General features: G+C 38.8%; 19 protein-coding genes. 6 read left to right on the forward strand and 13 right to left on the reverse strand.

The window, feature by feature from the left end:
* Window positions 1-73 precede the first annotated feature (73 nt).
* The 4 genes from INP93_RS02500 (at window position 74) to purT (ending at window position 3,103) form a co-directional block, all read left to right on the forward strand.
* Complete coding sequence (locus INP93_RS02500; RefSeq protein WP_197545042.1) at window positions 74-673, forward strand: beta-phosphoglucomutase family hydrolase; 600 nt, start codon at window positions 74-76, stop codon at window positions 671-673.
* Entirely contained in the window at window positions 673-1,152 is a 480-nt protein-coding gene (locus INP93_RS02505; protein ID WP_049372968.1) for a YqaA family protein, read from the forward strand. The genes INP93_RS02500 and INP93_RS02505 overlap by 1 nt, the downstream gene beginning before the upstream one ends.
* A gap of 256 nt (window positions 1,153-1,408) precedes the next feature.
* Window positions 1,409-1,912 (forward strand): S-ribosylhomocysteine lyase, encoded by a 504-nt coding sequence (gene luxS / locus INP93_RS02510; protein WP_005694994.1) that lies wholly within the window; start codon window positions 1,409-1,411, stop codon window positions 1,910-1,912.
* Between the two features lie 9 nt (window positions 1,913-1,921).
* Window positions 1,922-3,103 (forward strand): formate-dependent phosphoribosylglycinamide formyltransferase, encoded by a 1,182-nt coding sequence (purT, locus tag INP93_RS02515; protein ID WP_070868173.1) that lies wholly within the window; start codon window positions 1,922-1,924, stop codon window positions 3,101-3,103.
* Between the two features lie 104 nt (window positions 3,104-3,207).
* Here purT and INP93_RS02520 read toward each other — a convergent pair whose 3' ends face one another.
* From INP93_RS02520 to INP93_RS02535, 4 genes are all read right to left on the reverse strand, one after another.
* Window positions 3,208-4,056, reverse strand: a complete 849-nt coding sequence (locus INP93_RS02520; protein ID WP_197545043.1) for a hypothetical protein — start codon at window positions 4,054-4,056, stop codon at window positions 3,208-3,210.
* The gene (locus INP93_RS02525; RefSeq protein ID WP_197545044.1) at window positions 4,053-12,845 is read right to left on the reverse strand and encodes a two-partner secretion domain-containing protein; all 8,793 of its coding nucleotides are present in this window, start codon (window positions 12,843-12,845) and stop codon (window positions 4,053-4,055) included. Before INP93_RS02525 ends, INP93_RS02520 begins: the two co-directional genes overlap by 4 nt.
* A gap of 71 nt (window positions 12,846-12,916) precedes the next feature.
* Window positions 12,917-14,692: a ShlB/FhaC/HecB family hemolysin secretion/activation protein gene (locus INP93_RS02530; RefSeq protein ID WP_197545045.1), complete on the reverse strand. Its 1,776-nt coding sequence runs from the start codon at window positions 14,690-14,692 to the stop codon at window positions 12,917-12,919.
* A gap of 158 nt (window positions 14,693-14,850) precedes the next feature.
* Complete coding sequence (locus tag INP93_RS02535) at window positions 14,851-15,285, reverse strand: hypothetical protein (protein ID WP_197545046.1); 435 nt, start codon at window positions 15,283-15,285, stop codon at window positions 14,851-14,853.
* A gap of 248 nt (window positions 15,286-15,533) precedes the next feature.
* On the opposite strand from INP93_RS02535, the gene INP93_RS02540 reads away from it, so the two are divergent.
* On the forward strand, window positions 15,534-16,211 hold the full coding sequence (locus INP93_RS02540; protein WP_197545047.1) for a helix-turn-helix transcriptional regulator: 678 nt from the start codon (window positions 15,534-15,536) through the stop codon (window positions 16,209-16,211).
* Window positions 16,212-16,298: 87 nt separating this feature from the next.
* Here INP93_RS02540 and INP93_RS02545 read toward each other — a convergent pair whose 3' ends face one another.
* The 6 genes from INP93_RS02545 to INP93_RS02570 form a co-directional block, all read right to left on the reverse strand.
* Window positions 16,299-16,553 (reverse strand): hypothetical protein, encoded by a 255-nt coding sequence (locus tag INP93_RS02545; protein ID WP_197545048.1) that lies wholly within the window; start codon window positions 16,551-16,553, stop codon window positions 16,299-16,301.
* A gap of 105 nt (window positions 16,554-16,658) precedes the next feature.
* On the reverse strand, window positions 16,659-17,102 hold the full coding sequence (gene cdiI / locus INP93_RS02550) for a ribonuclease toxin immunity protein CdiI (RefSeq protein WP_197545049.1): 444 nt from the start codon (window positions 17,100-17,102) through the stop codon (window positions 16,659-16,661).
* A 152-nt stretch (window positions 17,103-17,254) separates the two neighbouring features.
* Window positions 17,255-18,469: an aromatic amino acid transporter gene (locus INP93_RS02555; RefSeq protein ID WP_193452029.1), complete on the reverse strand. Its 1,215-nt coding sequence runs from the start codon at window positions 18,467-18,469 to the stop codon at window positions 17,255-17,257.
* Window positions 18,470-18,632: 163 nt separating this feature from the next.
* A complete protein-coding gene (locus INP93_RS02560) occupies window positions 18,633-20,009 on the reverse strand; it encodes a tyrosine phenol-lyase (protein WP_049365086.1) in 1,377 nt (458 codons plus the stop codon).
* 1,041 nt (window positions 20,010-21,050) lie between these two features.
* A complete protein-coding gene (locus INP93_RS02565) occupies window positions 21,051-21,431 on the reverse strand; it encodes a hypothetical protein (protein WP_197545050.1) in 381 nt (126 codons plus the stop codon).
* Between the two features lie 65 nt (window positions 21,432-21,496).
* Entirely contained in the window at window positions 21,497-21,736 is a 240-nt protein-coding gene (locus INP93_RS02570; RefSeq protein ID WP_197545051.1) for an ErpY protein, read from the reverse strand.
* A 252-nt stretch (window positions 21,737-21,988) separates the two neighbouring features.
* Between INP93_RS02570 and INP93_RS02575 the strand changes: the two genes are divergently transcribed.
* Window positions 21,989-22,291: a YMGG-like glycine zipper-containing protein gene (locus INP93_RS02575; RefSeq protein WP_014064485.1), complete on the forward strand. Its 303-nt coding sequence runs from the start codon at window positions 21,989-21,991 to the stop codon at window positions 22,289-22,291.
* A gap of 88 nt (window positions 22,292-22,379) precedes the next feature.
* On the opposite strand, the gene INP93_RS02580 is transcribed toward INP93_RS02575, so the two are convergent.
* The 3 genes from INP93_RS02580 to asd all read right to left on the reverse strand — a co-directional run bounded on the left by INP93_RS02580 (window position 22,380) and on the right by asd (window position 26,110).
* The gene (locus tag INP93_RS02580; protein WP_197545052.1) at window positions 22,380-23,834 is read right to left on the reverse strand and encodes a DASS family sodium-coupled anion symporter; all 1,455 of its coding nucleotides are present in this window, start codon (window positions 23,832-23,834) and stop codon (window positions 22,380-22,382) included.
* A 170-nt stretch (window positions 23,835-24,004) separates the two neighbouring features.
* Window positions 24,005-24,940, reverse strand: coding sequence for an alpha/beta fold hydrolase (locus INP93_RS02585; RefSeq protein WP_197545053.1), 936 nt, complete (start codon window positions 24,938-24,940; stop codon window positions 24,005-24,007).
* Between the two features lie 54 nt (window positions 24,941-24,994).
* Window positions 24,995-26,110, reverse strand: coding sequence for an aspartate-semialdehyde dehydrogenase (gene asd / locus INP93_RS02590; protein WP_005697064.1), 1,116 nt, complete (start codon window positions 26,108-26,110; stop codon window positions 24,995-24,997).
* Window positions 26,111-26,120 lie beyond the last annotated feature (10 nt).

Here is a 26,120-nt window from a genome sequence, read left to right on the forward strand (position 1 = left end):
TCATAAAATTACCAGTGCACAGATCACAAAATTGAAACAAAGTGAAAAAATTTACTAACTAGGAAAGCAATAAATGATAGATAACAGACTTTTTGAAAAATATGATGGCCTGATTTTTGATATGGATGGCACCTTAATCGACACCATGCCAGTACACGCCCGCGCGTGGAATATGGTGGGAGAACAATTTGGTTATCGTTTTAACAGCCAAATTATGTATGATTTAGGTGGCGCAACCGTGAGCACTATCGCCTCTGCCATTATGCAAGATGCCGGTATGCCACAAGAACGTTTAAATGAAGTCATACAAGCAAAACGCAAACTTTCTTATGAATTGATTCCAACAGAATCAAAATTACTTCCAACCTTTGAAGTGGTGCGTCATTACTATCAACAAAAGCCAATTGCGCTTGGCTCAGGTTCAAACCGCCAAATGATTGATATGTTGATGCAAAAATTAGATATCAAACATTACTTTAACGCTATTGTCAGCGCTGATGATGTGAAAGAACATAAACCGCATCCAGAAACTTTTTTACGCTGTGCAGAACTGGCAAAAGCTGAACCATCACGCTGTATCGTCTTTGAAGATGCCGATCTCGGCGTAAAAGCGGGATTAAGTGCAGGAATGGATGTATTTGATGTCAGAACGCGCGAGATTATTATAGCCTAATGTGGGACATTTTCTCTTTCAGCTTTTGGGCTGATTTTTGGCAAACCCATGGCTTATGGCTGATGTTTTTCAGCGCTTTCTTAAGTGCCACCATTTTGCCAGGTAATTCAGAAATTGTGTTTGTCTCCCTTGCTGTGCCAAAAGTATTGGTCGGTTCATTATTAAGTGCGGATATTTTTTGGCTTGTTTTTTTGGCAACCGCAGGCAATACACTTGGCAGCCTCACCACTTATTGGATTGGTCGATGGTTTCCGAAAATTGACAGTAAAAATGACCGCACTTTATGGGCGATAAACAAAATACAACGCTATGGTGCCATCACTTTATTATTGAGTTGGTTGCCTATTATCGGGGATGTGTTTTGTGCGGTAGCGGGTTGGCTTCGATTGAATTGGCTAAGCTGTTTGATTTTTATGACGATTGGAAAAGGACTGCGTTATATTGCCTTGCTCTTTTTCAGTTTACCTTTCGTGTCATAGCCGTGAATAGCCTTTGTGCATAACCTAGTTGTGGGCTAGAATAAAGAGGAATTACTATTCAATAGATAAAAAAACGCCCCTTATCGAGTAAGGGGCAAATAACCTAAGGAACCAATTTTATTAAAACAACTGCAAGTTGCTTGTTCTATAAGACCGACGCTAAAAAGAAAAGTTCAAAGAAATTGTAAAAAAATGTAAAAAAATTTACAAAAACTTGCAATTAATTTACAAATCACTGATTTTCAAGGAAATAAATATGCCATTACTCGACAGTTTTAAAGTGGATCACACCCGTATGAACGCACCAGCTGTGCGCGTTGCCAAAACCATGCGTACCCCAAAGGGCGATGACATCACTGTTTTTGATCTCCGTTTTTGCATTCCAAACAAAGAAATTCTCCCACCAAAAGGGATTCACACCCTGGAGCATTTATTTGCGGGCTTCATGCGTGACCATTTAAACAATGACAATGTAGAAATCATCGATATTTCCCCAATGGGCTGTCGTACAGGTTTTTATATGTCATTAATCGGCACACCAAACGAGCAACAAGTGGCTGATGCATGGTTAGCTTCCATGAAAGATATTTTAACCGTGCAAGATCAAAACCAAATTCCTGAATTAAACGAATACCAATGTGGGACTTACACTGAGCATTCTTTAGAAGAAGCACATGATATTGCTAAAAATGTGATTGCTCGCGGTGTGGGGATTAATAAAAATGACGATTTAGCACTTGATGAATCTTTCTTAAAATAAGGACACAACATGACAACCTTAGGTACAGCATTAACCCCAAATGCTATCAAAGTGATGATGCTTGGCTCTGGTGAACTGGGCAAAGAGGTGGTGATTGAATTACAACGTTTAGGCGTGGAAGTGATTGCCGTCGATCGTTATGAAAACGCCCCTGCACAACAAGTGGCACATCGTGCTTATACGATTTCCATGCTAGATGGGGCAGCCCTCAAAGCCTTAGTGGAAAAAGAGCGCCCAGATTACATCGTGCCGGAAGTGGAAGCCATCGCGACGGATACGCTGATTGAATTAGAAAAAGCGGGTTTTAATGTTGTGCCTACCGCCAAAGCCACCAAGCTGACGATGAATCGCGAAGGCATTCGCCGTTTAGCCGCTGAAGAGCTTGGCTTGCCAACCTCACCTTATCAATTTGTCGATAACTTTGCGGACTTCCAAAGTGCGGTTGAAAAAATCGGTATTCCTTGCGTGGTAAAACCGATTATGTCTTCTTCTGGCCACGGTCAAAGTATTTTAAAATCCAAAGACGATTTACAAAAAGCCTGGGATTACGCTCAACAAGGTGGTCGCGCAGGTGCAGGACGCGTGATTGTAGAAGGGTTTGTTAAATTCGATTATGAAATCACCTTACTCACCGTTCGCCACATTAATGGCACCAGCTTCTTAGCGCCAATCGGCCATCGTCAAGAAGATGGTGACTATCGTGAATCGTGGCAACCACAAGCTATGTCTGATGCAGCCTTGAAAAAAGCACAAGAGGTCGCAGAGAAAATCACCACTGCATTAGGTGGTCGCGGTATTTTCGGCGTGGAAATGTTTGTGTGTGGTGATGAGGTTATCTTCAATGAAGTCTCCCCTCGCCCACATGATACCGGCATGGTCACACTAATTTCTCAAGAGTTATCTGAGTTCGCCTTACACGCCCGTGCGATTTTAGGCTTACCTATCCCAGAAATCACCTTAATTAGCCCATCCGCTTCCAAAGCCATTGTGGTAGAAGGTCAATCGAAAAACGTGCAATTTGGCAATATCGCCGAAGTATTGGCTGAACCAAACACCAATATTCGCATTTTCGGCAAAGGCGAAGTCAATGGCCATCGCCGTTTAGGTGTCTTACTCGCTCGTGATATTTCCGTAGAAAAAGCATTGGAAAAAGTAGAGCGTGCTTACGCGAAGTTGGATGTAAAGCTATAAGATTTGCTTAAAATAAGTAGCTCTGAAAATACAAAAAGTGCGGTCAATTTTGAGAGGTTTAAAAACTCTTTGAAAATTGACCGCACTTTAATTTATTGTATTAATTAAAAATCTTCTGCATATTGCATAAAATCAAACTCGCCCTCAGCACGTGAGAATAAATGAGCAGCATAATGATCTATTGCCTCTGCTGGATTCGTCAACTTTTTAATACCCATCACATCTGCTCTAGGTATCACATAAACATTACGTTCATCATTATGAGAAGACACAAATAATTGATATCCTGTTTTACTCCAATCATCATTAGAGCGGGTATCAAGTAAACATCTTAATTCAAAATATTTTTCATCATTGAATTTATCATCGTCATAACTTTGTCTAAAAGCATGATTAAATTTCTGCTCAAGAAATGTTGTATATTCAGGAAGTGCAACGCCATGACTATCTTCAAAACCTTCTATAATTGAATGAATGGGCATTAATAATAATGAAGGTAAATTACTTTTATATATATTATGTATTGTATCTTCTGCAATTTCCCATCCTTGACTTACATATAACCAAGAGCACATTATTTCTTTTGGAATATAACAATGAAATCCCCCCATACTCTTGTTACCACTCTTATATGAAAAAGGATCATATTTTATATAATATCCAATATTATTTATTAATATACCAAACTGTGTAATATCTCCCATTACAGGTATATCACTTTTCTCAACCCCATAGAAGAATTTTCCTTTGCTCATATAGGAAAATGATAGTGGCTGAATATATCTAAAAGGACCTATTATATTCTCAAAAAGATCACCCTTTACTATAAAATTATATCCATCAAATATTCTTTTAGCATCACTCAGATTTAGCTCACAAAATGGAATTGAATCAAATTCATTATAAAATTCTGTAAACATGTCATTAATTTGTTTTTCTGATAACCCTATCATTTATTTACTCCAAATTTTTCAATAGCAACTAAAACTTCCGCTCTTATTTCATCCTGTCGGTCAGCTAAATATTTTCTATATAAAGGAGATATATCCTTATTATCCTTAACATATCTCTGCCAACCTTTCGTTCCTGTTTCAATTTTAGCACCTTTAGATGAATTTAGTTCCTTTGGTAAAGGCTGTAAATTCTTAGGGTGATTAATTAATTCATTTTGAACATGTTTTGGTAATTTATCAAAACCATCAATTTTATTAAATGCGCTTTGTGGCAAAATATGATCCACCGAAGCTCTTGCTCCATCTGGAAAATCTTTAAATTTACCATCAAAAGGATCGATATACATCACTCGATCATTTTTTGGATTAACCCAACCGCCTTGCTTAAATTTAGCCTCAATATCACCATATTTTACATTCACAAAATCACAACAATTTGCATTGTGAACCCAAACACCAAATTCCCCTACATGGTAAGTGCTAAATTCTTCTACGGCGATGTTATAAACTGTTTCTAGTTTTCCAGTAGCCTGTTGCGATACCACTTGTAAAGATGGTAAGCCATTTCTATCAAGTAGAACCATATCTTCTTCAAGTAAAATCGCTTTCAACCATCCTTTCCCTTCAACAAAGAAAGGATGTTCCGCTGTAGTGACAAAGGATTCAGTTTTACCATCTTCATTTTTCACAACAACCTTAAAAGTTTCTTGATTTAACGTTACCTTATTAGCAAAAACAGGTTTATAAGCATATTTCTCACCAAATTCTTCACGAGACCAAATCAGTTCACCATATTGGATTTCCTCTATTGGTTTTAAACCATTTACAGTTTCAATTAAGGTGCCCGCTACAAAACATTTTTCTCCCATACCACAAACAATATTTAGTGTTTTTTCTGGTTTAGGCTTAAGTGTAGTAGTTTCTTTGACCGTTGAGGCTACACTTGATGCTACATTTATCACCTTTCCTTCATGCTTAACAACATTCTTCGCTAAGTTTGTCGCTGTTTTCGTTAGCTTAATTCCAACTTTAGCCAAACCCGCACCACCGGCAAGTATTCCCGCCGTCTCTTGCAGTAATTGACCTGCCTCTAAACCGGCCTTGAAAGCCCCTTCTGCACCCGCTTTCTCATACTCAACAATCATCTTATCAATTCTATTCGCATAGGATTGCTTCATTGCTTCAGTGAAATTGCCTTCTTGAATTAAGGTTTTAATCGCATTCAGTGAGTCAATCGGATGCATCGCAATCTCAGCAATGCCTTTCCCTGTTTCAAAAAGCCCCACTGGAATTGACGTCGCAAGCCCGGCACCATAAGCAGTATCTTGTCCCGAACTCACCAATTCCCAATAAACACCTGTTTTTAGTTCACAGCGCAAGCTACCATTACATGCCGCAAACTCTTCATCTCTTTGCTTAGCCTGCCACTCGGAAAGGTAATTGTTTGTCACTGTATTTTCCGCAATCTGTGCATTAATTGCCGTATTGCCAATGATTTCAACACCTTCTGATTTTCCGTTCATTATGGCACCGGCAATACCGCCTGCAAGACTTGCCATACTAATGACACCCGCCTTTTCATCTGGCGTTAAATCAGCTTCCGATTTACCATAAAGTATAGAGGCAATTTGTGGCGCCAGTAATTCAGCCCCTGCTGCACTTATCGCACCATGTGCTGCTCTTCCGCCATTGACTTGAGCCTCAATCGCTCCCCATACGGCATGTGCAAGTGCATTAGTTGCTTTATCATGCGTATTATCCGCAATCAGTTTATTCACCGTTGGCGATAAGGTTGCGACAGTTGTGGCTGAAGCACCTTGCCCTGAGAGTACGCCAGTAAAGAGGGCTGTGACGGTGTCTATAGTTCGACGGTTTCCTCCGCCATATCCCCATTCACCCACTTCTCGCTTAGCTTCTCTTAACCGATATTCAAGGAAATTCAACTCATCCTTACTTGCATTATTAGCCTGAGCTTTATCATATTCTGCTTTTGCACGTCGTTCAGCAGTTTCTGCTTCATTTAATTTATTTGACGTATAAGTATCCACAGCCGATTTCACATTACCAATAGCTGTCGAAATTTGTTGCTGCTCTTGGATTTGCGCTTTCACATCTTTCGTCTGTGCAACTTGGTTATTGGCTTGAGCAAGGTCTGTATTGATACCTAACTCTTTTGCTGTAGTGATGGTTGGATGAGTATCTTTATTCAAGATAATCGTCCCTTCCGTCAATGTCGCTCTGGTAACTGAACTATCACTGTCTCGCTCAAACATTGGTAAGCCTGGACTTATACCCCCACTACGTTGACTGTCTAGTTTGGTACTATTTTCTGTGTTCGGTTTAACCGCTCTGCCGGTCTCATTATCAACCCATTTTTCTTTTGACTCTTTGATGCTGCCGCTAACGCTTGCGCTCGCTGCACTGCTGCTTGATTCATTTTGAATATCTTCAAAGGTCAGCTTGTTTGTGGCTAATTCACTGTTTTTCGGGTTAGTGCTTGCAATGGCACCACCTTTTAAATGAACGCTATCCGCATTGATATGATACCCCCCTTCTTCCGCAAAAATACCGGCTTGTTCATTCACTTGTTTACGGTGAGTTGTACCTTTGGAAGCATTGCCATAACCACTTAAGCTCCAGTTATTACCAAAACCAAATTCAACTTCTAAACCACCTCCGCTTGATTTGGTTTTAAAGCGTTCTTCGTCTTGTAAACTTTCAATGTTGAGCTTGCCACCGACATTGGCATTCACTTTATTGCCTGCCACCTGACTACCAATAAGATTGGTATCACCTTGGCTATTTAGGGTTACGGTTTGTGCCTCTAAGTGGCTCGCTTGGTAAGTTTTGCTTTCGCCATCTTCCTTGCCACTGCTTCCACCTACTCGTGCATAAACACCTACACCGGTTTGAGCACCTACTGTTGCCGCCACCCCTGCTTCAACACCTACACTTTGATTACGCCCTTTAAATTGAGTGTAGCTTTCACCAGCTTTGATATTCAACTCATTGCCTGTTAAGGTAATTTTACTATCCTTGATTCTATTACCATTTTCATCTCGGGATGTAAGATCAGTATGCGTTAAATTAATATTTCCTAATTGACGTTCGCCCTTCTCATTTAAGCTACCATCACCGCGAGCAATAAGATTAATCTCTTTCGCATTAATTCGGCTACCTTGGCTAATATCTCCCAAACTTTCTTGGCTTTGACGGCTATGTGCCACACCGCTACCCGATTCAACACGAAGTAAATAAGTGTTAGATTTAGGATCTTTTGTCGCCATTTTACTGAAGGCGTTATATAAGTTATAACCCTGTGCAGCCACACTCATTACATTCGCTGCTTTCAAGCGATCCGATGCTTTGTCATTTTTTGCTGCCCCTTCAATCGTGTTAATTAAATCGATGATTGGCGATTTTACACGACTAAATTGGCCTATTTTTAAATCACTCTCACTATAGCTGTTATCTTGGTGATTAATTGCATTATTGATAGTGATATTTTGAGCATTAATATTGACCTTCTCTTTGGCTAAAACTTCACTTGCTGTTTGCAGGTAATCTTTACCCGCATACACATCAACCGTGCTATTGAGACTTGCAAGTTGACTACCCTTATGCGTAATCTGCTCGCCGTCCTGATTCATTCTAGTGCGATTATAACCAAAGAAACGCTCAGTATCTGAGATAGCCGCCTCCCCTACACTATGCCCTTTGCGCATCTGAGTGCTTCTATCCGTTGTTTCTGCTGTCAGTAATTTCACATCACCATTATTAGCTTGCAGGATATTTTTGTCATTAGAGACAAATGTCGTTCCTTTTAGAGTAATATCACCGTTCTCGGCAATTGTAGTGCTCTTACCACCAATGGAAATCTGGGTACCAACCTCTTGGCGAAGACTAGTATCCCCATTTTCTCGCTGGGTATGTACCCCTGCCATATATTTCGCTAAACCATCTACCCCAACGCCTCGTTGTCTGGATGAAGCATGTTGCGATTGCTCATGTACTGCCACACCAAAATCGACATTTTTAGCAGCAATAAACTGCGCGTCGCCTTCAGCACTGATGTTGCTACCTTGCGTGCGAATATCGCCCTCTCTAGCATGAATATTCAGCTTACCGCCCGCTTCAAGTGAAGTTATTTGTGCTTCTGTTTTTTGATTGTATTTATTTGATTCACTACGATTATGATTAGCATAAGGTTGTATACCGCGCACCATAGATTCTATAGAGTCAGCAACAGCATCAGATACCCCTATCGCCTTACCTACAACGCTCTTTGTAGCACCTTGAGCTTCTTTCTGACGATAGTTTTCTTTTGCTCGAGAAACTGGATCATATACAAAGCCCATTCCAAAACCTGTCGATTTTTGTTCCTGGTGATATTCACTGTCATGCTGTTCATTCATCGCATTTAAATGAACATTTTTACCCGTGATCGACATATCTTTACCAGAAGCTAAGCGTGAAGCATCTACATCTACATCCTGTTGAGCATAAATAGATAAATTGCCATTTTTTGCGACTAATTCGCTACCATTTACACTTTCGTTGTAACTTGAGCCATTATTGTTTAATTTGCCTCGTTGGTAACCAATCCGCATTACGCCACCTTTTCCTGAAGTATCCAATCCAGACTTCTTAAATGAATAAGAATCTTGAACTTCTCTCTTATCAAGGCTTGCTGTCACTCTGACTTGATTACCCTGTAAATGAATATTCTCTTTAGCCTGAATGTCAGATCCTTTTACAGAAACATTTGATGTTTGAGAAAGTATTTCAACATTTTTACCTTGTAATCTACTACCTTTAGCTAAATCATAATCGTGATGATGACGACGTTCTTCGGTTTCTTTGGTTAAAAAACCTTTCAATGTTTGTTTATTTCGGCGATCTAAATGCTCAATATCACGACCTTCTTCAATGAGAACATCACCTTTAGACGCAACCATCATCTTACCATCTTCGCTACTAACCTTCGCTTGACGAAGTGTCGTCTCCTCTTGTCCAATTAAACGTACACCATCTTTACCCTCAATAACAGAGCTCACCTCACCTTCTTTATCTAAGTGATAATGATGGTTATCGCTAAAGTCATAGTGTTCTTTGCTGCTTTGCTTCTCAGTCGTCACCAAAAGCTTACCTTTAGCATTCACATCAACCGTACCTGCCGATTTAACTTTCGCAGCCTTCACAGTGATATCGCCATCACTTTGAATAGAAATCTTTCCATCTTTTCCTGTCACCGTCACTTCGCTTTGACGATCGACAAGCCTATTGCCGGTTTCGGTACGTCCTAATTGGTTTTGTGTTTCTGTTGTGGTTGCAGCAAGCTCTACGGATTTTCCACCGTATAGAGACAAGCTATCTGCAGCCACAATCTTGCCACCAAGGTTCACTAATTTTTGCTTAGCATTAAGGTTGACATTATTAGCCAAAACCAGACCTTTGTTCTCTAAATTTTGGCCGTATAAATTCACTAGGTTTGCGGCAAGTACCGTCCCTTCATTGGTCATATCCTTCACTGAGCCTACAATGCTATCCCCCGAGATCACAGAGCCCGTTGGGGTAACTTGAGTACGGTTAGACGCCAAGTAAATTTTTGGTGTTAACACATTGATTTTCTTACCACTTGGAAGCGTAATTTCTTGATTCACCATCCACACTAAATCAGTGGTCAGCTCCGCCATTTGTTCTTTTGTTAAGCCAACACCCGGCACCAAATTAAATTGTTTGGCATAACGTATGCCGTTGTTCATCAAACCTTTATATTGCTCTAAGGCATTTTGATATCCATCAAGATAACGACGACCGGTTAACTGGTTAATTTGTTCATTCACTAAACGCAACTCATAAAAACCATCCCCCAAACGTTTCAACATATTATTTGAGTCGTAGCGTAATGCATTGAACATATAATCCGAACTCAACCATTTTTGCTTGTTCGCAAAACGTGGGTCGGTTTCAATCACATAGCCTTTTGGTGCATTAGGATTCACATGATAAAGCGAGGATTTATCCAACGATTGAGTCAGATGATTTAATACAACATCTCCCGCATCACCTTTATTAGCCACGCTATTATTGGTAAATTCAGGTGCTACATTTTCTTTATAAGCAAATACCCCTAAATCTTTCACACTTTCATTTTGTTTGTAATAAATACTAGTATCACTTTTAGTTGTATCGTATCTGTCCCATTTTCTTTTTTTCTTACCTTTATAAAAAGCCGTTAAACGACCAGCATCCGTTACAATAGTACGACCTTTCAACTCATCATTATGTAATTGGCCATCCGCAATTTGAATCAGCCCACCAGCGATCACTTTACTGTCTTGGTTGTCTACACGCGCATCATTAAAATCAATGCCGCCACCACTTAAAATCTTACCTTCTTGATATTTTGGGTTAAGTACCACGGTTTCATTCACCGTGCGGGTATAATCATACTCATGCCAGTTATCACTTTCGATTTTGCCATCCGGTGAAAAAATATGATAAAGATCTCTTATTTTTCGGTTTAGTCCCCAGCGACCACTCTTATTATCTTGTTTTACTTTATAAACCCCAGAGTCTTTACCGTAGATAGTCGAATCATTCCCAATTCGATACTCAAAAACCGGTGTAGACGAGGTATCCACATTTTCTGTCTCAAGGAAGAAATGTTTATTCTCTACCTTACCAGTATTAAAGGTGATCGCTTTGCTTTTCGCATTGTCGTAAAGGTTTAGCGCTTCAATCACGCCATTGTAGTTTTGAACATACGCTGATTTACCTGTCGCTTGGTTGTTTTCATCCAACGCTTTACCCACATAAATCTTACCCATACTTAAAAGAGTACTTTCATTGCGGTTTAAAACTTTATCCACGCCCACATCTAAACGCTCACGTGCAGCAATTACAGCGGATTTATCCCCTTCTTCAAGGTTATTTAAATTCTCCCCCTGTAAAGCCACATGGTCACCATAAATACGACCGGTACCTAAGTTATTGATGGTCACGGCTTTTGCCACCGTCAATGCACCATCAATTAAGCCTCGGTTAGTCAACGTGTTTGTATTAATGCGTGTTTCATTACCACTAATTTCAGCATCTTGAGTGTTTTCTACATTAGCCGCTTTAACATCTACCTTATTACCTACACGTAATTGGCTATTATTTTTAAAATCCCCTTCGGTTTTAAAATCTAAATTACCACCAACTTGGAAAGCGTTATTTAAGGTTAAACTATCTTGTAAACGAACCGTCAAATCCCCTTTGGTTTTGATATCACCTTCATTTGCCAACGTCTTCGCTTTTAACTCAATTGATTTACCCGCTTCAATCTCACCTTGTTTGTTATCAATTGTTTGAGCAACATCTAGTTGGGTATGCTCATCACTGTAGATGCCCCCTTGTTGGTTAGAAAGATTTTCAGCTGTAATAGCCACTTGAGCACCACGAATACCTTGTTCCGTGTTGCCGCCAGCTTTCGTCCCTTGGTTATCTACATGTTTCGCTTTAATGCTCGCTTTCTCTGTTGCAACAATTAAAGAGCCTTTATCCGATTGCTTGCGGTTATCCACATTATTTGCGTTAAGCTGAACTTGTTTACCCGCAATAACACCTTGTTTGTTATCAATGTGTTGAGCATTAAGTTGGGTCTGAGCTTTAGCATAAACGGTGCCACGGTTCTCAATATTCTTTTTCGCATTGAGTTCGGCATTTTCGCTACCACCTATAAAGCCTTCATTCACAATCTTACCTTGGCTATCGATTTTCACGCTTCCAGCAGATGCACCAATGTGCCCCGCATTGCGTACACCAAGACCTTGGCCGTTATCCACTAAATGGATTTTTTCAGCATACATCCCACCTAATTGGCTCACATCCACACTGTAGCTTTGGTTTTCGCCTTGGGTATCAGAAGTGCGGTCAGTGTTGTCGGTGTTTTTATCACCCACGTACACAACTGAATCATTGGTGCGGTCAACGTTGTTTTTACCCGTGGTAACTTTAATGCCTTTCTTCGACCAAACCCCACCTTTAATTTCGGCTTTCTCCGCGATAATATCGGTGTAATCAGATTGGCTGTTATCCATTCCTTTTTGACCAACAGTCACTTTACCGCCTTTTACGCGATAGCCTTTCAACTCGCCATTTTCAACTTCCGCTTTACCGGTTGTCAGCGTAGTGCGTCCAGCATTAATCACACCACAGCCATCACATTGGATACCACTTGGGTTGGCAATCACGACATCCGCTTTTTTACCTGCAACTTCCACATAACCTTTTAAACGGCTTGGATTAGCGGAGTTCACCTCGTTAAGAATGACTTTTGCTTCACCACGAGCAAGATTTGGGTTACCTTGCACCCAGCCTGCCATTTGTGTTTGTGCTGCTTTACGAGCATTGTTTAACACGGCACCTTTCTCTGCCACATCAAATTGTGAATATTGGTTACGTGATACCCCACCAGCACTTGGTGTTTGAATATTTACTTGCGGTAAACCATTGCCGGTTTGAAGTACTGTGGGTTGTTGATTACCCGGTGCAGATTTATCTGCACGAATGGCCATATCTTCTGCATGAACAGAAGGGGATAAGAAGACAAAGCCTAATGCCAACATTAAACTAAAATGAATAGGATTAAGTGAAAGTGTACTTGAAAATAGTCCTGTTTTTTCTTGTTCTGAGCTCACATTTTCACTTTGTGCTTTACCTTGAGATTTTGCCAACTCAGATACCACCACAAGCTGGTTTAATACACGGCTAAAAATCACTTTATAATGACGTTTATTCATTTTTTTAATTTCCTTTAAAGTTTTAAATTCTGTTTGGTTTTAATCAATTTATTCATCTAAAAGCGTGAGCATTAAAAACGGTAGCTCACATTAAATCCGGTTGTCACATGACTGGTTCTAAATCCTTCCGGTTTTTTAATTGGAACACCCACAAAATAATCATAGTTAATGCCCCATAATTTACCGCGAAGTCCAATTGCGCCACCCATTAAGCTATCACCAATTTGAAGTTCTTCTTGGCTAGAGTGCACCTTACCTCGGTCAATCCCTAAATAAAGCTCATGTCCTTTATTGGCAATATCCCAACCCAACTCATTTCGCCATAACCAACCTTTTTCACCGGAAAGTGATAGCTCGCCATCAAATCCTCGCACGGTATAACGACCACCAATACTAAATTTATCTTGTTGTGTTAAAGGTGTACCGTTCCATTGTCCACTCCAACTGGTATTAAAGCGGAAAGGTTGATTGCCGATAGTGAAAGGATAGGTAAAATCAATGCCAGCAGTAAAAATCTGCATGCGAGAAGTGCCTTCACCAAACTCTTCTTCCGGAGCAGGTAAGGCTTTATTCCCACCTGTACCACGTTTATAGTTCGCAAACAGTTGTAACACTGTTTCGCCAATGTATTGGGTGTGATTAAGTCCCACTTCCCAACCTGCGGTACGACGACGCTGCACTTCAATTTCGGTGTCATTGATGTAGTTATGCGATTTTTTCGTCCATAACGCGGCATTCACATAGGTTTTATGAAGACTTCCACGAGATAATAAGCGACTTAAATTGGCTTTCATTTGTTGGCTTTCACCCGAATAGGTGTAAGACTCAAACGCGCCCGCTACCGTTTGGTGATAAGAATATTTTGAACCGGAAAGCGTTAAGAGATAGTTCTTCCAAGGAATAGAATAATAGAGACTGATATTTTTACTGCCATAATCTCCTTCTGCATCATCGCTATCACGTTTAAAGCTACGTGTACCACTGATATAGAACATATCATTAAGTGTTAGCACGTTATCCCAAGAAAACGTGGCTGAGCCCTGTAAACGACCCATAGCTTTACTGCCTGAATCATCTAATCCCAGGGTTAAATGGAAAGGTAAGCTTTGCTTATAGGCAATCACCACATCGGTTTCACCTACAGCATCCGTTGGCACAAGCTCCATATTCGCATCGGCACTCGGTACACGTTTTAAGTTTTCTAAACCTTGTTCAATATTGCGAATATTTAATATATCCCCCTGCGCCATTGGCATAGCAAACCATAAGGTACCACGGGTGGCAAACGGAATCGCACTTTGGTCTTGTAATTGAATACGACCTACTTTACCCGGAATCACAGTGAGTACAAGCATGCCTGAACGTAAATCCTGTGGCTCCACCACCACGCGCGTGGTGACATAACCAAAATCAATTAAACGATTTTGAATACGGCGAAGTAAGACGTTAATCCCCTCCGAGCCAATACAAGCCGGTAGCGCAAAATCACGCTCAGCATAAACCGACTTTAATGCCCAAGAGAATTGGCTTGGTTGGATTAATTTAAGGGAAGAAGCTGATGAATTTTCTTCTTCAGCTTGATAATCGGTCAGCACCAATTGATTGATAGGAAAACATTGTGCTTCATTTTGTGGAAAGCCAAGTGAGGCCTCTTTTTCACCCTCTAAACGCACATTCGCAGATTGCGTTTGCTGGGCTAAAATAGCCGCATCTTGTTCAGCTTGTTGCCTCTGTTGTTTGGCATCGATTTGCTTTTCTACATTTGCATTTGGTGAGCTTGGCACCGCCAAAGCGAAAGAGGAAATAAATAATAAACTAGAAAGAAAAGAGCGAGATAAGTTCTTCATTATACTTCAGAGATTAAATTATTGATAAATTTGCGATATAATATCAAAATTCGTTTTAAAATTCTATAAACTAATATTCTCAATACAAAAGTGAGGTTAATTTTCAAGAAGTTTTAAAATCTCTCGAAAATTAACCTCACTGTTCATGTCAAAATTAACTACCTTGCTGTTTCTTCCTTCGCTTTTACTCGCTCTTCCCAAATTTCTCTAGGGATTCCATATTCCGCTATCTCATTTTCTTCAAGATCACTAACACCTCGAAGATAGAGCATTGGCCAACTATCTTCATCCGAAACATATGCAAATTGAATATTAAATTCCATATTATCAAATAGGGAAAACTTATATTGAGTCCATTCTTGAGATAAGGTTGATCTCAATTGTTTCATTAAATTTATAATTTCCCCTTCAATTTCATCAGGTCTTTGACCTAATGGGAAGTAATGAATATCACCATTCGCAACAACCCATTCAGCTCCACCAGAATAATGTTCAGGATAAATAGAACCAATAAAATCAATCCTTACGGCTTCTTCAGGCATTATTGACCACAATAACTCCCCAATTTTCTGGTAAATTTCTTGTTCTTTCATATTAATCTCCTGTTGGGGTATTTTTCATAATTCTTTCAAATTGCTTACCATCAACTGAATAAGGTACAAATCCCAACACCAAAGAATATCACAGAAGTATTGTCTAACCACATCCCCCTAAGCATTATGAGATTTACTTAAAGCAAAATACTACAGATAACCTGCCGTTTTTTACAATATATTTGCTATAAAAAATAAGCGGTTATAGAATACCTATAGCAAGCTGAAATTAATGAGATTAAGTTGGTATGAATAACGTACAAAAGAAATATTTTATTGGCCTAACCCATTTTTTGGGAAATGTTCTCGGCCCTAAATACGAAGTCGTATTTCATTCTTTTGATAAGAATAAGGCTCATATGGAAGCCATTGCTAATAGCCACGTCAGTGGTCGAACACTTTCTTCTCCGCTTAGCTCTTTTGGTTCTAGTTTGTTGCAGGATAAAGTGTATTTAGATAAGGATTTTGTCTTTAACTACAAAGCCGTGGCAGATTCCGAAAAGGTCATTCGAGGTGCAACTTATTTCATTAAAAATGGGGATAAATTAGAAGGCATCCTTTGTATTAATCATGATACCTCTGAGTTGGTTGATGTGATGACCAAATTAATTTCACTGGAAAACCTTGGAAACTTCGTCAATATTTTAGGTATTGATGCGGCCTTTGCCGAAGTGGAAGAAGCTGAAATAATTAATAAAGAAAAACTCGAAAACTCTATCGAAGATATCCTTTGTGAATACCTTGATTTCACTCTATTACACTCCGATAAACCACTCAGCTTAAGACAGCGGGAAAACGCCGTTCAAGTCTTATTTGATAAGGGTATTTTCAATATCAAGGGTGCCATTCCGATGGTGGCGAAATATTTGAAAATCTCAGAACCTAGCGTATATCGCTATCTTAAAGCAATCAAAGAAAAAGCATAAAAAAGCGCGGTCAATTTTCGAGAGGTTTTAAAACTCTTTGAAATTTGGCCGCACTTTATATCTCCAGGCTATAAAAGCAAACTTTCGCTAATTACCATTAAATAAAACCTCCATAAACTCAAAGAAATCTTTTTCCGATACTTCATCAGGAGAAATCATTTTGTTATATATAATATCTATATCTCTATTTTCTAATTTATATATTTCCAACCCTACCCAATGACTACTCCAGAACTCAATAGTTGCTGTTTTTTTATTTGAATATAAGTCAAATCTAGTTAAATAACCAAAATCTCCCTCTTTCTCAAAATCAACTTGAACAACTCTAAATTTTTCAATCACCCTAGGGTAAACAACATTTTCAAAAAAAATTAAATATATCCATTATTTTTTCTAGCACTCTTATATTATTAATTTACCTATCAAAATAGACACAAATTTTGACTTTTATTTCATCTTTGATGGTTCCCAGTTGTTTAAAATATCATAAATAAACTCTACATATTCTTTTTCAGGATGTAATTCTAAAAAACGTTTGCATGCTTTTTTAAAATACATAAAGCAGATTTCTTCAGATACATGAATCTGGTATCTAGGATCACATAAACCTCCAATCTCAAACCTTACCCCTTCAAAGTGATCTTCAGGAAACGGGCTATTCATATCGGGATAATAGCAATCTGCACCTTCTTCAGAAAAACCATCCTTTTCTACCAAAATAGAATAGATAGCTTTTAAAAAATCTCCCTCATGATAAACAATATTAAAGTAGGTTTTTATACTAAACTCAGGCTCATCTAACCCACCTGTTCCACCATAAAAGAAATTTAGAGGGCTATGAGAATCCTCTCCTTTGGCTGTATATAAGGGAATACTATTCTGGATGTACATTAGTTACTCCTTTAGTATCTTTATCAATATAATAACGAAATTTTTTCACAACCAATAGTGAAATGACACCTTTCCCAAGACTGATAATAAAATAAAAGTGCGATTAAAAACACACTGATTTTTAACCGCACTTTTTTATTTTAATCGTGTTATTAACCCACTACTTCAGGTAATACACCTAATTTAATTAGGAATGGGATACTCACGATAATAATCCCTAGAATTGAGACAAAGAGTAGGAACCCTGAACCACCCGGCACACGATAAGGTAAGTTTGGATGTTGATGGCGAGCTTTCCAAACCAATGCTGCTGGCAATACCACTGCATAGAAAGCAAACATTTGTCCTGCATAACCTAATGCAAGGATGAAGCCTTCTGGATAGAAGAATGCAAAGAGCAATGGTGGAAGGAAGGTTAAGAAACCTAAACTTAAACGGTTTGCTGAAATATTGAAGGCGCGTTTTAACAAGTCGTCAATACATTCTAGTAAACCGAGTGCCACCCCTAAGAATGAGGTAATCAGTGCTAAGGCAGAGAAGATTTTCACGACAGCCGCAATGATGGTGCTGCCTGTAATCACTCGAACGGCTTCAATCAATCCATTTAATGTTGGATCTTGATTAAGGATTTCTAAGAATCGGCTTTGGCTTAACACACCGTGAGTAGAAAATTGCCATAAAAGATAACCCACTAATGTGATTGCAGAGCCCACAATAATAGAAAATCTTAAGGCTTTTACATCACCTTCTAAGTATTTATTTAAGCAAGGAATTGAGCCGTGGAAACCAAAAGCGGTAAAGAAAACCGGACTAGCCGAAATCAATAGTGCTTTATCAATTGGCATGGCCATTAAGTTATCGATTTTAATTTCTGGAATCATCAATCCAAGCACAATGAATAGCGCTGCAATCATCGCGATAAATAAGAAGCGATTTAAGGCATCCACAAAGCTTGTGCCAATTGCTACGAAGATACCAAAGAAGATCGTAAATGCTAGGATAGAACCTTTCATTTTGAGATCAGGTGTCGCAAAATCAGGTAAAGTTGAAGCAAGAATTGCACCACCACCGGTTACATAGGCGGAAAGTAACGCATAAAGGAAAATCATTAATACGCTGGTTGCGACAATTCGTCCTGGTCGACCAAAATACTGTGCGGCAAGCGTGCCAATACCGGCATCATGTTCAGCAGTTTGGTAAACCTCAACAAATAATAATGCGCTATAGGTGAGCAGAATCCATAAAAGAACAAGTAGAACAACTGTAAACGTGAAACCTATTCCTGCAGAGGTGAGAGGCATGGCAAGCATCCCTGCCCCAATCATCGTCCCTGAGGTAATCAAGGTACTTCCCAATGTTTTGTTCATAAGTTTTCTCCTTTCCGATTATCGTAGAAAGGCTAGTCACTTCCTTATTTGACAATACATCAAACTACAATGTCATTAGAATGTTTTCGCATTTTTCTCATTAACCAAATATTTTTTAGATACAAAAAGCCCTTACCCCGTTACTGAGGTAAGGGCGGTAGGCCTATTTTTGTTCAAAACGTGCAGTGAAGAAACGTAATTGTTTTGGTTCATACACGAAACGAAGCCCTTTAATATCCTCTTTATGTTTAAATAAGTGGATAATACCATCAGCAACTAAATCCATGTGTGCATAGGTGTAAACACGACGCGGAATAGTAATACGTACAGTTTCAAGTTTTGGATGATGGTTTTCGCCAGTTTTGATATCACGACCAGCTGAAATAATACCACGTTCCATTGTACGCACACCGCATTCAACATAGATTGCTGCCGCTAATGCTTGTGCCGGGAAGTCTTCTTCTTGTTTCAAATGTGGACAGAAACGACGTGCATCTAAGAACACCGCATGACCACCAATTGGTTCTACAATCGGTACACCCGCTGCTTTTAATTTTTCACCGAGGTAACGTACTTGTTTAACACGGTGCTCAATGTACTCTTCCTGAGTTGCTTCTTTCAAACCGATCGCCATCGCTTCCATATCACGACCAGCCATACCACCGTAAGATGGCATACCTTCGAACACCACAACCAATTCTTTCGCTTTCATGAATAATTCTTCATCATTCATACATAAGAAACCACCGATATTGGTTAAGCAGTCTTTTTTACCACTCATTGTACAACCATCTGCATAGCTGAACATTTCTTGAACGATAGATTTGATTGAACGATCTTGATAGCCTGGTTCTTGTTCTTTAATGAAATAAGCATTTTCAATACAACGTGTTGCATCGTAGAACACTTTAATGCCGTGTTTTGCAGTTAATTCACGAACGGCTTTCATGTTTGCGATAGAAACCGGTTGACCACCTGCTAAGTTTACTGTTACCGCCAAGCACACATAAGCAATATTTTCAGCGCCTTTTTCGTTAATTAATTTTTCTAATTTTTTAACATCAATATCACCTTTAAATGGCACATCTAATGTCGCATCATGCGCTTCATCACGAATGATATCGTAGAAAATACCGCCATTGGCTTCTTGGTGGAAACGAGTGGTAGTGAAATACATATTACCTGGTACGTATTGACCCGGTTTAATCGCGATACGAGAAAGGATATTTTCAGCACCACGACCTTGGTGAGTTGGCACAATATGTTTGAAACCAAATAAGTCTTGAACTGTTTCTTGTAAATGATAGAAGTTGCGACTACCTGCATAAGCTTCATCACCCATCATAATACCGGCCCATTGACGGTCACTCATTGCATTCGTACCGCTATCGGTTAAAAGGTCGATATAAACATCTTTTGAATCAAGTAAGAAGGTATTGAAGCCTGCCGCTTTCATTGCTTTTTCACGTTCTGCTTTTGGTAAGATTGAAACAGGTTCAACACTTTTAATACGGAACGGTTCTGCTGGATAGTATGCCATAATAAATCTCCTATTATGTTAGGTTTAAAGTCCATGATTATTAACCCGCTACTAAAAACATCTATCATCGAGTTGCTGGCATAGTACTGAATTTTTTTCTGCAATACTGTGATCAAAGTCACAAATTGATAAAATTTTATCAAATTTATGTAAAAATATTTTTTTTGATAATTTTATATCAAAACATCATAAGCATTCTGATTTTTAGAGCAAGTAAACAAGCGAGTTGGACTATTCTGTTTTTTTCAATAGGACAATATGGGTATGGTGTAGCAGGCAGGATTGCTATGTATGATAGGGCAATATTTCGGTAGAAGAGGCATCAAAAATATAAAAGTGCGGTCAGTTTTTGAAAGGTTTTAAAACTCTTTAAAATTGACCGCACTTTATAGCTATCTTTAAAAAGAAATTCACATACCATTTTAACGTATTTTGAACACTATCATTTTTTCATGGTGTGCATACAATCCATAACTTTCAAACTTATGACCTCTCGTTCCTCATTTGTCTTATCAGGAAGATTTTTATATTTCTCATAACATGATTCAAAAGTTTTTTGTTCCTCATATGTTCTTTTAGGTATCACATCCCCATTCCAAAACCGAACAAAATAGCTATTAGAAGAAACACATGCTGTCAAAATACTACAAAGTAAAAAGATACAGAGATTTACCTTACTCATGTTTTCATCTCCCAATATTACTTTCATCATTCATGTACCCTGTCTAGTTTTCTACCTACTATTTTTTAGAAAACGACTAAGATAAAAACCAACTAATACACAAATAAATGATGCTGGATACCACTTTAATATAGATAAAATTTTAACTTTATAAAAATAAAAGTTAAACTTATATAGAGAATATAAAGTTGCAATAAAAATCAAAAATATTGACATTTTTATAACCTCAATAAAATCGTTTTTTTTCATTATTTCTGTTCATTCTTAGATAGTGGTTTATTAACCAATGAAGGTGCATTTTGATCAAAAATTCAATCTCGAATCAAAACATTCATGTGAAGATCTCATTCCTCACCTCGTTATTTTACTCTTACATCCTCATCAGTAAGCCATTCATACTTTTTAGGAAAATCTTTATATAAAGGCGTTCCATTTACTCTCATACAATGAACAAAAATATCACTCTTATTAACCCTATAAGCATTACCATATTTATGTTTTTTCTCATAAAACAATGATTTAGTTAATTTGTTGCAGTATTGTTCATTTTTAACCCTCAATAACTTTGTTTCTTGAGGTTCGTTTTCATAAAATATTCGTTCTTCTTTATCAAACTCAGCAGCATTATTCCTTACAGAATAATCCCCATTCCAAAACCTTTCAATAGGGTCATCAAATAACACTCCACAACTAGATAAAGTAAGAATATTTATAATAGTTAATATGAATTTTTTCATCATTAATCTTCTACTAAGTATAATTTTGAGTTTAATTTTTTAGCATACTTTTTGAAACATCATCTATACTACCAGTATCCTTTTTGTTCCATGCAGGCTCTTGTATATGGAACTCTTTTAGATCCATCAGGATCTATTGATTGGGGATACATTTCTTCAGATTTACGTATACATAGACTATATGCCTCCATTTCATTTTGAGATGACATTACTCCGTTATTCCAAAATCTTTCAATAGGGTCATCAAATAACACCCCACAGCTAGATAAAGTAAGAATATTTATAATGATTAATATGGCTTTTTTCATTTTAGTGCTCATTTCATTCATTAAAATTTAACTTCAATTAGTGAAAATAGATTTTACAACATCTGACTGAATCACCTATTAAACCTCTCAACAATCATACCAAAAATTGCTCATTCTTAAACCAATTGAACGACCCTTTTGAACTAACTAATTTTCCACATAGTCAAAGCAATCGTAAAAGGAATGCTTTTACACGCCGGATTGCATAAGTGCTTAGGCAAGCAATCCCGACAAAAATAGAGGAGTAGATTTATGAAATCTAAATTGATGAAAGGGTTAGTGATTGTTGCATTAGCAGGAAGCTTAACCGCTTGTGAAATGGACAGACAACAACGTCATACTGCAACAGGTGCAGCAATCGGCGGCGTAGCCGGTGGTTTATTAGGTGGTGATATTGCCACAACACTCGGCGGCGCAGCATTAGGTGGCGTAATCGGTAGTCAAGTGAACAAAGGCGGAGACTACGATGACAGAGAATATCGCCATCATAAAAAACATAAAAGACATCACCACCACAGAAAACATCGTGATTGGGATGACGACTGGGATGATTAATTCAAAATACAAATAAAAATGACCGCACTTTTGAGATACAAATCAAAGTCCGGTCGTTTTTTTAGGGATTTTTATGAATTAATAAGGATTACCACCAACCGAGTAGTTTCATCCATAATCCACCCACACCAAACCAAATGACTAATGAAAGGATGGAAACAATAAAGCTTACGCCCCACCATTGACCGGTTGAGTTATAACCTGAGCCGTATAAAGCAGGGCCAGGACCACCGGCATATTGTGTTAAACTCATGGATAATGTTGAGGTGTAACCTAAACCAATTGCAGCAATGATTGGTGGTGTACCCACAGCGATAGCCGCTGCCACGAAAGCGAGATACATTGCGGAAATATGCGCCATGGCTGAAGCAAAGAAATAGCGGGTATAGAAATACACCAACACTAAAATAGTAAAGGCAACCGGCCAGCTGAAATCACCCACAGAAGAAGAAATGTGGGTAGAGATCCAAGTGATTGCACCGTATTTATTAAGTGCATTTGCCATCATCACCAATACCGCAAACCAGAACATTGTATCCCATGCGGTGGTTTCTGCCACGATATTTTTCCAGCTCATAATATTGGTTAATAATAAAATCACTAAACCGATAAATGCTGAAATTGTTGCAGGAATATGGAAGACTAAATCACCCACCGTCCAAAGGAATAAAAGAAGGATAAAGTCTAGGGCAAGAATCCATTCTGCTTTGCTCATTGGACCCATGCTTTTTAATTCTTCACGCGCCATTTCTGCCATTTTAGGCGTATCTTTTAATTCTGGCGGATAAATTAAATACACGAAATAAGGTAAGACGATTAAGCTCACAATACCTGGTACGATTGCCCCTAAGAACCATGTCATCCACGTGATTTCTACACCTTGGCTTTTCGCAAGTTCTGCAATTAACGGGTTACCCGCCATGGCGGTTAAGAACATGGTACAAATAATGGTATCGATTTGAGAGACCGCAATCGCTAAGAATGCACCTGCTCGACGAGCGGTTGGACCTGGTTTGGATTCATACGCATCAGCAATAGATTGCATAATTGGGTACATAATACCGCCCCCACGCGCAGAAGCCGAAGGAATCCCTGGACCGATAACAACATCAGCCAACGCCATACCATAAGCCACGCCCATCATTTTTTTACCAAAACGACCAACGAAGTACAGCGCGATACGTTTACCTAAACCGGTTTTAATCACCGCTCGAGATAAAAACATGGCAATAGCAATCAACCAAATTGTGCCGTTTGCAAAGCCGGATAACATACCAACATCACCTTGTTTTGGTGAAATCGGTGTAAGCCCAGTTAATCCGCTGATCACCAATGCCACCAAGGTTGCAGCACCCATAGGCATTGCTTTAGCGATAATAGCCACAATGGTTGCCACAAACAGCGCTAGCATTCCCCAGGCTTTAGCGGATAACCCTTCTGGTGTTGGAATTAACCAAATCCCTAACCCAACGATGACGGCAATCAGCAGCCCCTGCCATTTAAAGCCAAGTTTGACTTCTACTGCTGGAATTTTACTTTCCATAGGATAACTCCTAGATAAATGAACAAAAAATAATTCATCACGTATAACGACCGTGACGCAATCGATTAAATAAGCGGTTATAAAGATACCACTTATTTAGTACGAGTAAAGGTTTAAGAGATGTTTTTAATAAAATTTGATGAAAACTTGATGCAGATTAAAAAACAACTTTAAGAATGAAGAAATTGATTCACGCGTTCAAACACGGCTTTTCTCACGTTATCCTTTTCAAAAAGAATTTCATGTTTTGCTTGAGGTACAAGCATAGATTCGGCATGTGGAAAAAGTGCGGTCAATTTTTCAAGATTTTTGTTATCTACAATCTTTTCCTTTTCCGCTTGTAGGATAAGTACAGGTGTTTCCACTCTTGGAATGATTTTAGGGAGCGCTTTGATTGCATTTAAACACAAATGTACCCAACGGAAAGTCGGGCCGCCTAAGTGAATAGCAGCGCATTTTCGATTAACTCGGTTCATCCATTTCATTCGCGTTTTAGAATGGCTAAGTTCATTAAGGTTTAAATCTGCCGGTTTGTAATGTCCCTTACCAAAAACATAGCGATGACCTTGACCAAATGCCATCATCGTTGCAATGATGAGTTCATCTCGTAATGGATGTTTCATTGGAACGCCAAAGAAAGGCGAAGAAAGCACGGCTTTTTTAATATGATGATCGTAATTGGCTAGATAATAGGTGGAAATCAACGCGCCGAGGGAATGGGCGAGAATATATTGCGCTTGATAAACATAAAGTGCGGTCGTTTTTTCAATGATTTTTGCCATATCATCGGTATAAAAACGAAACTCATCTAAATGCCCTTTTTGAGGAATAATACGCTGTGAATAGCCTTGTCCTCGATGATCGAAAAGCAAAACATCATAACCTTGTTGGTAAAAGTCATAAGCCAACTCAGTCCATTTCAGCATATTTTCTGCTCGACCATTGACCAAAATCATCAATTTTCTGACCGCACTTTCAGGCTGAACCAAATGACGATAAGCCAATTTAATATTTCGTTCGCCAGAAAGATATTGAGTCGGAAATTGCTCAAAAAAAGGCAATAACTCCGCAAGAGCAAATTGATGAAAATGAGGTTCTCTGATCATAATTTTCTAATGAAAAGGGCGTAGTAAATACGCCCTTTGTAGTTAAAGTAAAACTTATGCCACCAATTGTTTTAAGATACGGCGAACTGGCTCTGCAGCACCCCATAATAATTGGTCACCAACAGTAAACGCCGCTAAGTATTCTGGACCCATTGCCAATTTACGTAAACGACCAACCGGTACGCTTAATGTACCTGTTACTTTAGCTGGGGTTAATTCACGTAATGTGGTTTCTTTATCATTTGGAATCACTTTTACCCATTCATTATGTGATGCAATAATTTGTTCGATTTCTTCTAACGGTAAGTCTTTTTTCAATTTAATGGTGAACGCTTGGCTATGACAACGTAATGCACCGATACGTACACATAAACCATCAACAGGAATTGGGTTGTCACTTAAACCTAAGATTTTGTTAGTTTCTGCATAACCTTTCCATTCTTCTTTAGTTTGTCCGGTTTCTGGAAGAAGTTTATCAATCCAAGGGATTAAGCTGCCCCCTAATGCTGCACCGAAGTTATCAGTTGGGAAGCTATCAGAACGCATTTCTGCTGTCACTTTACGTTCAATATCTAAAATTGACGAAGCAGGGTCTTTTAATTCACTTGAAACCGCTTGTTCTAATAAGCCCATTTGTGAAATCAATTCACGCATATTTTTTGCGCCTGCACCTGAAGCCGCTTGGTAAGTTGCGACAGATACCCATTCCACTAAATCTTTTTCAAATAAACCACCGATAGCCATCAACATTAAGCTCACGGTACAGTTACCACCCACGAAAGTTTTAATGCCTTTTTTCAAACCTTCAGAAATCACGTGTTGGTTTACCGGATCAAGCACGATAATTGCATCATCTTTCATACGTAGTGCAGACGCCGCATCAACCCAATAACCGTCCCAACCTGTTGCTTTTAATTTTGGATAGACTTCATTGGTATAGTCGCCACCTTGACAGGTCACGATAATGTCTAATTTTTTGAGTTCTTCAATGTCGAATGCATTTTTAAGTTCACCCGCCTCTTTTCCTGCAAATACAGGGGCTTTTTGACCTGCTTGAGAAGTAGTGAAGAAAACTGGATTAATATTAGCAAAATCTTGCTCTTGCACCATACGATCCATTAATACGGAACCGACCATTCCGCGCCAACCGATAAAACCGACGTTTTTCATGAATTTTTCC

Origin of the sequence: Haemophilus parainfluenzae (genome assembly GCF_014931415.1) — a bacterium.
Lineage (GTDB): Bacteria > Pseudomonadota > Gammaproteobacteria > Enterobacterales > Pasteurellaceae > Haemophilus_D > Haemophilus_D parainfluenzae_AF.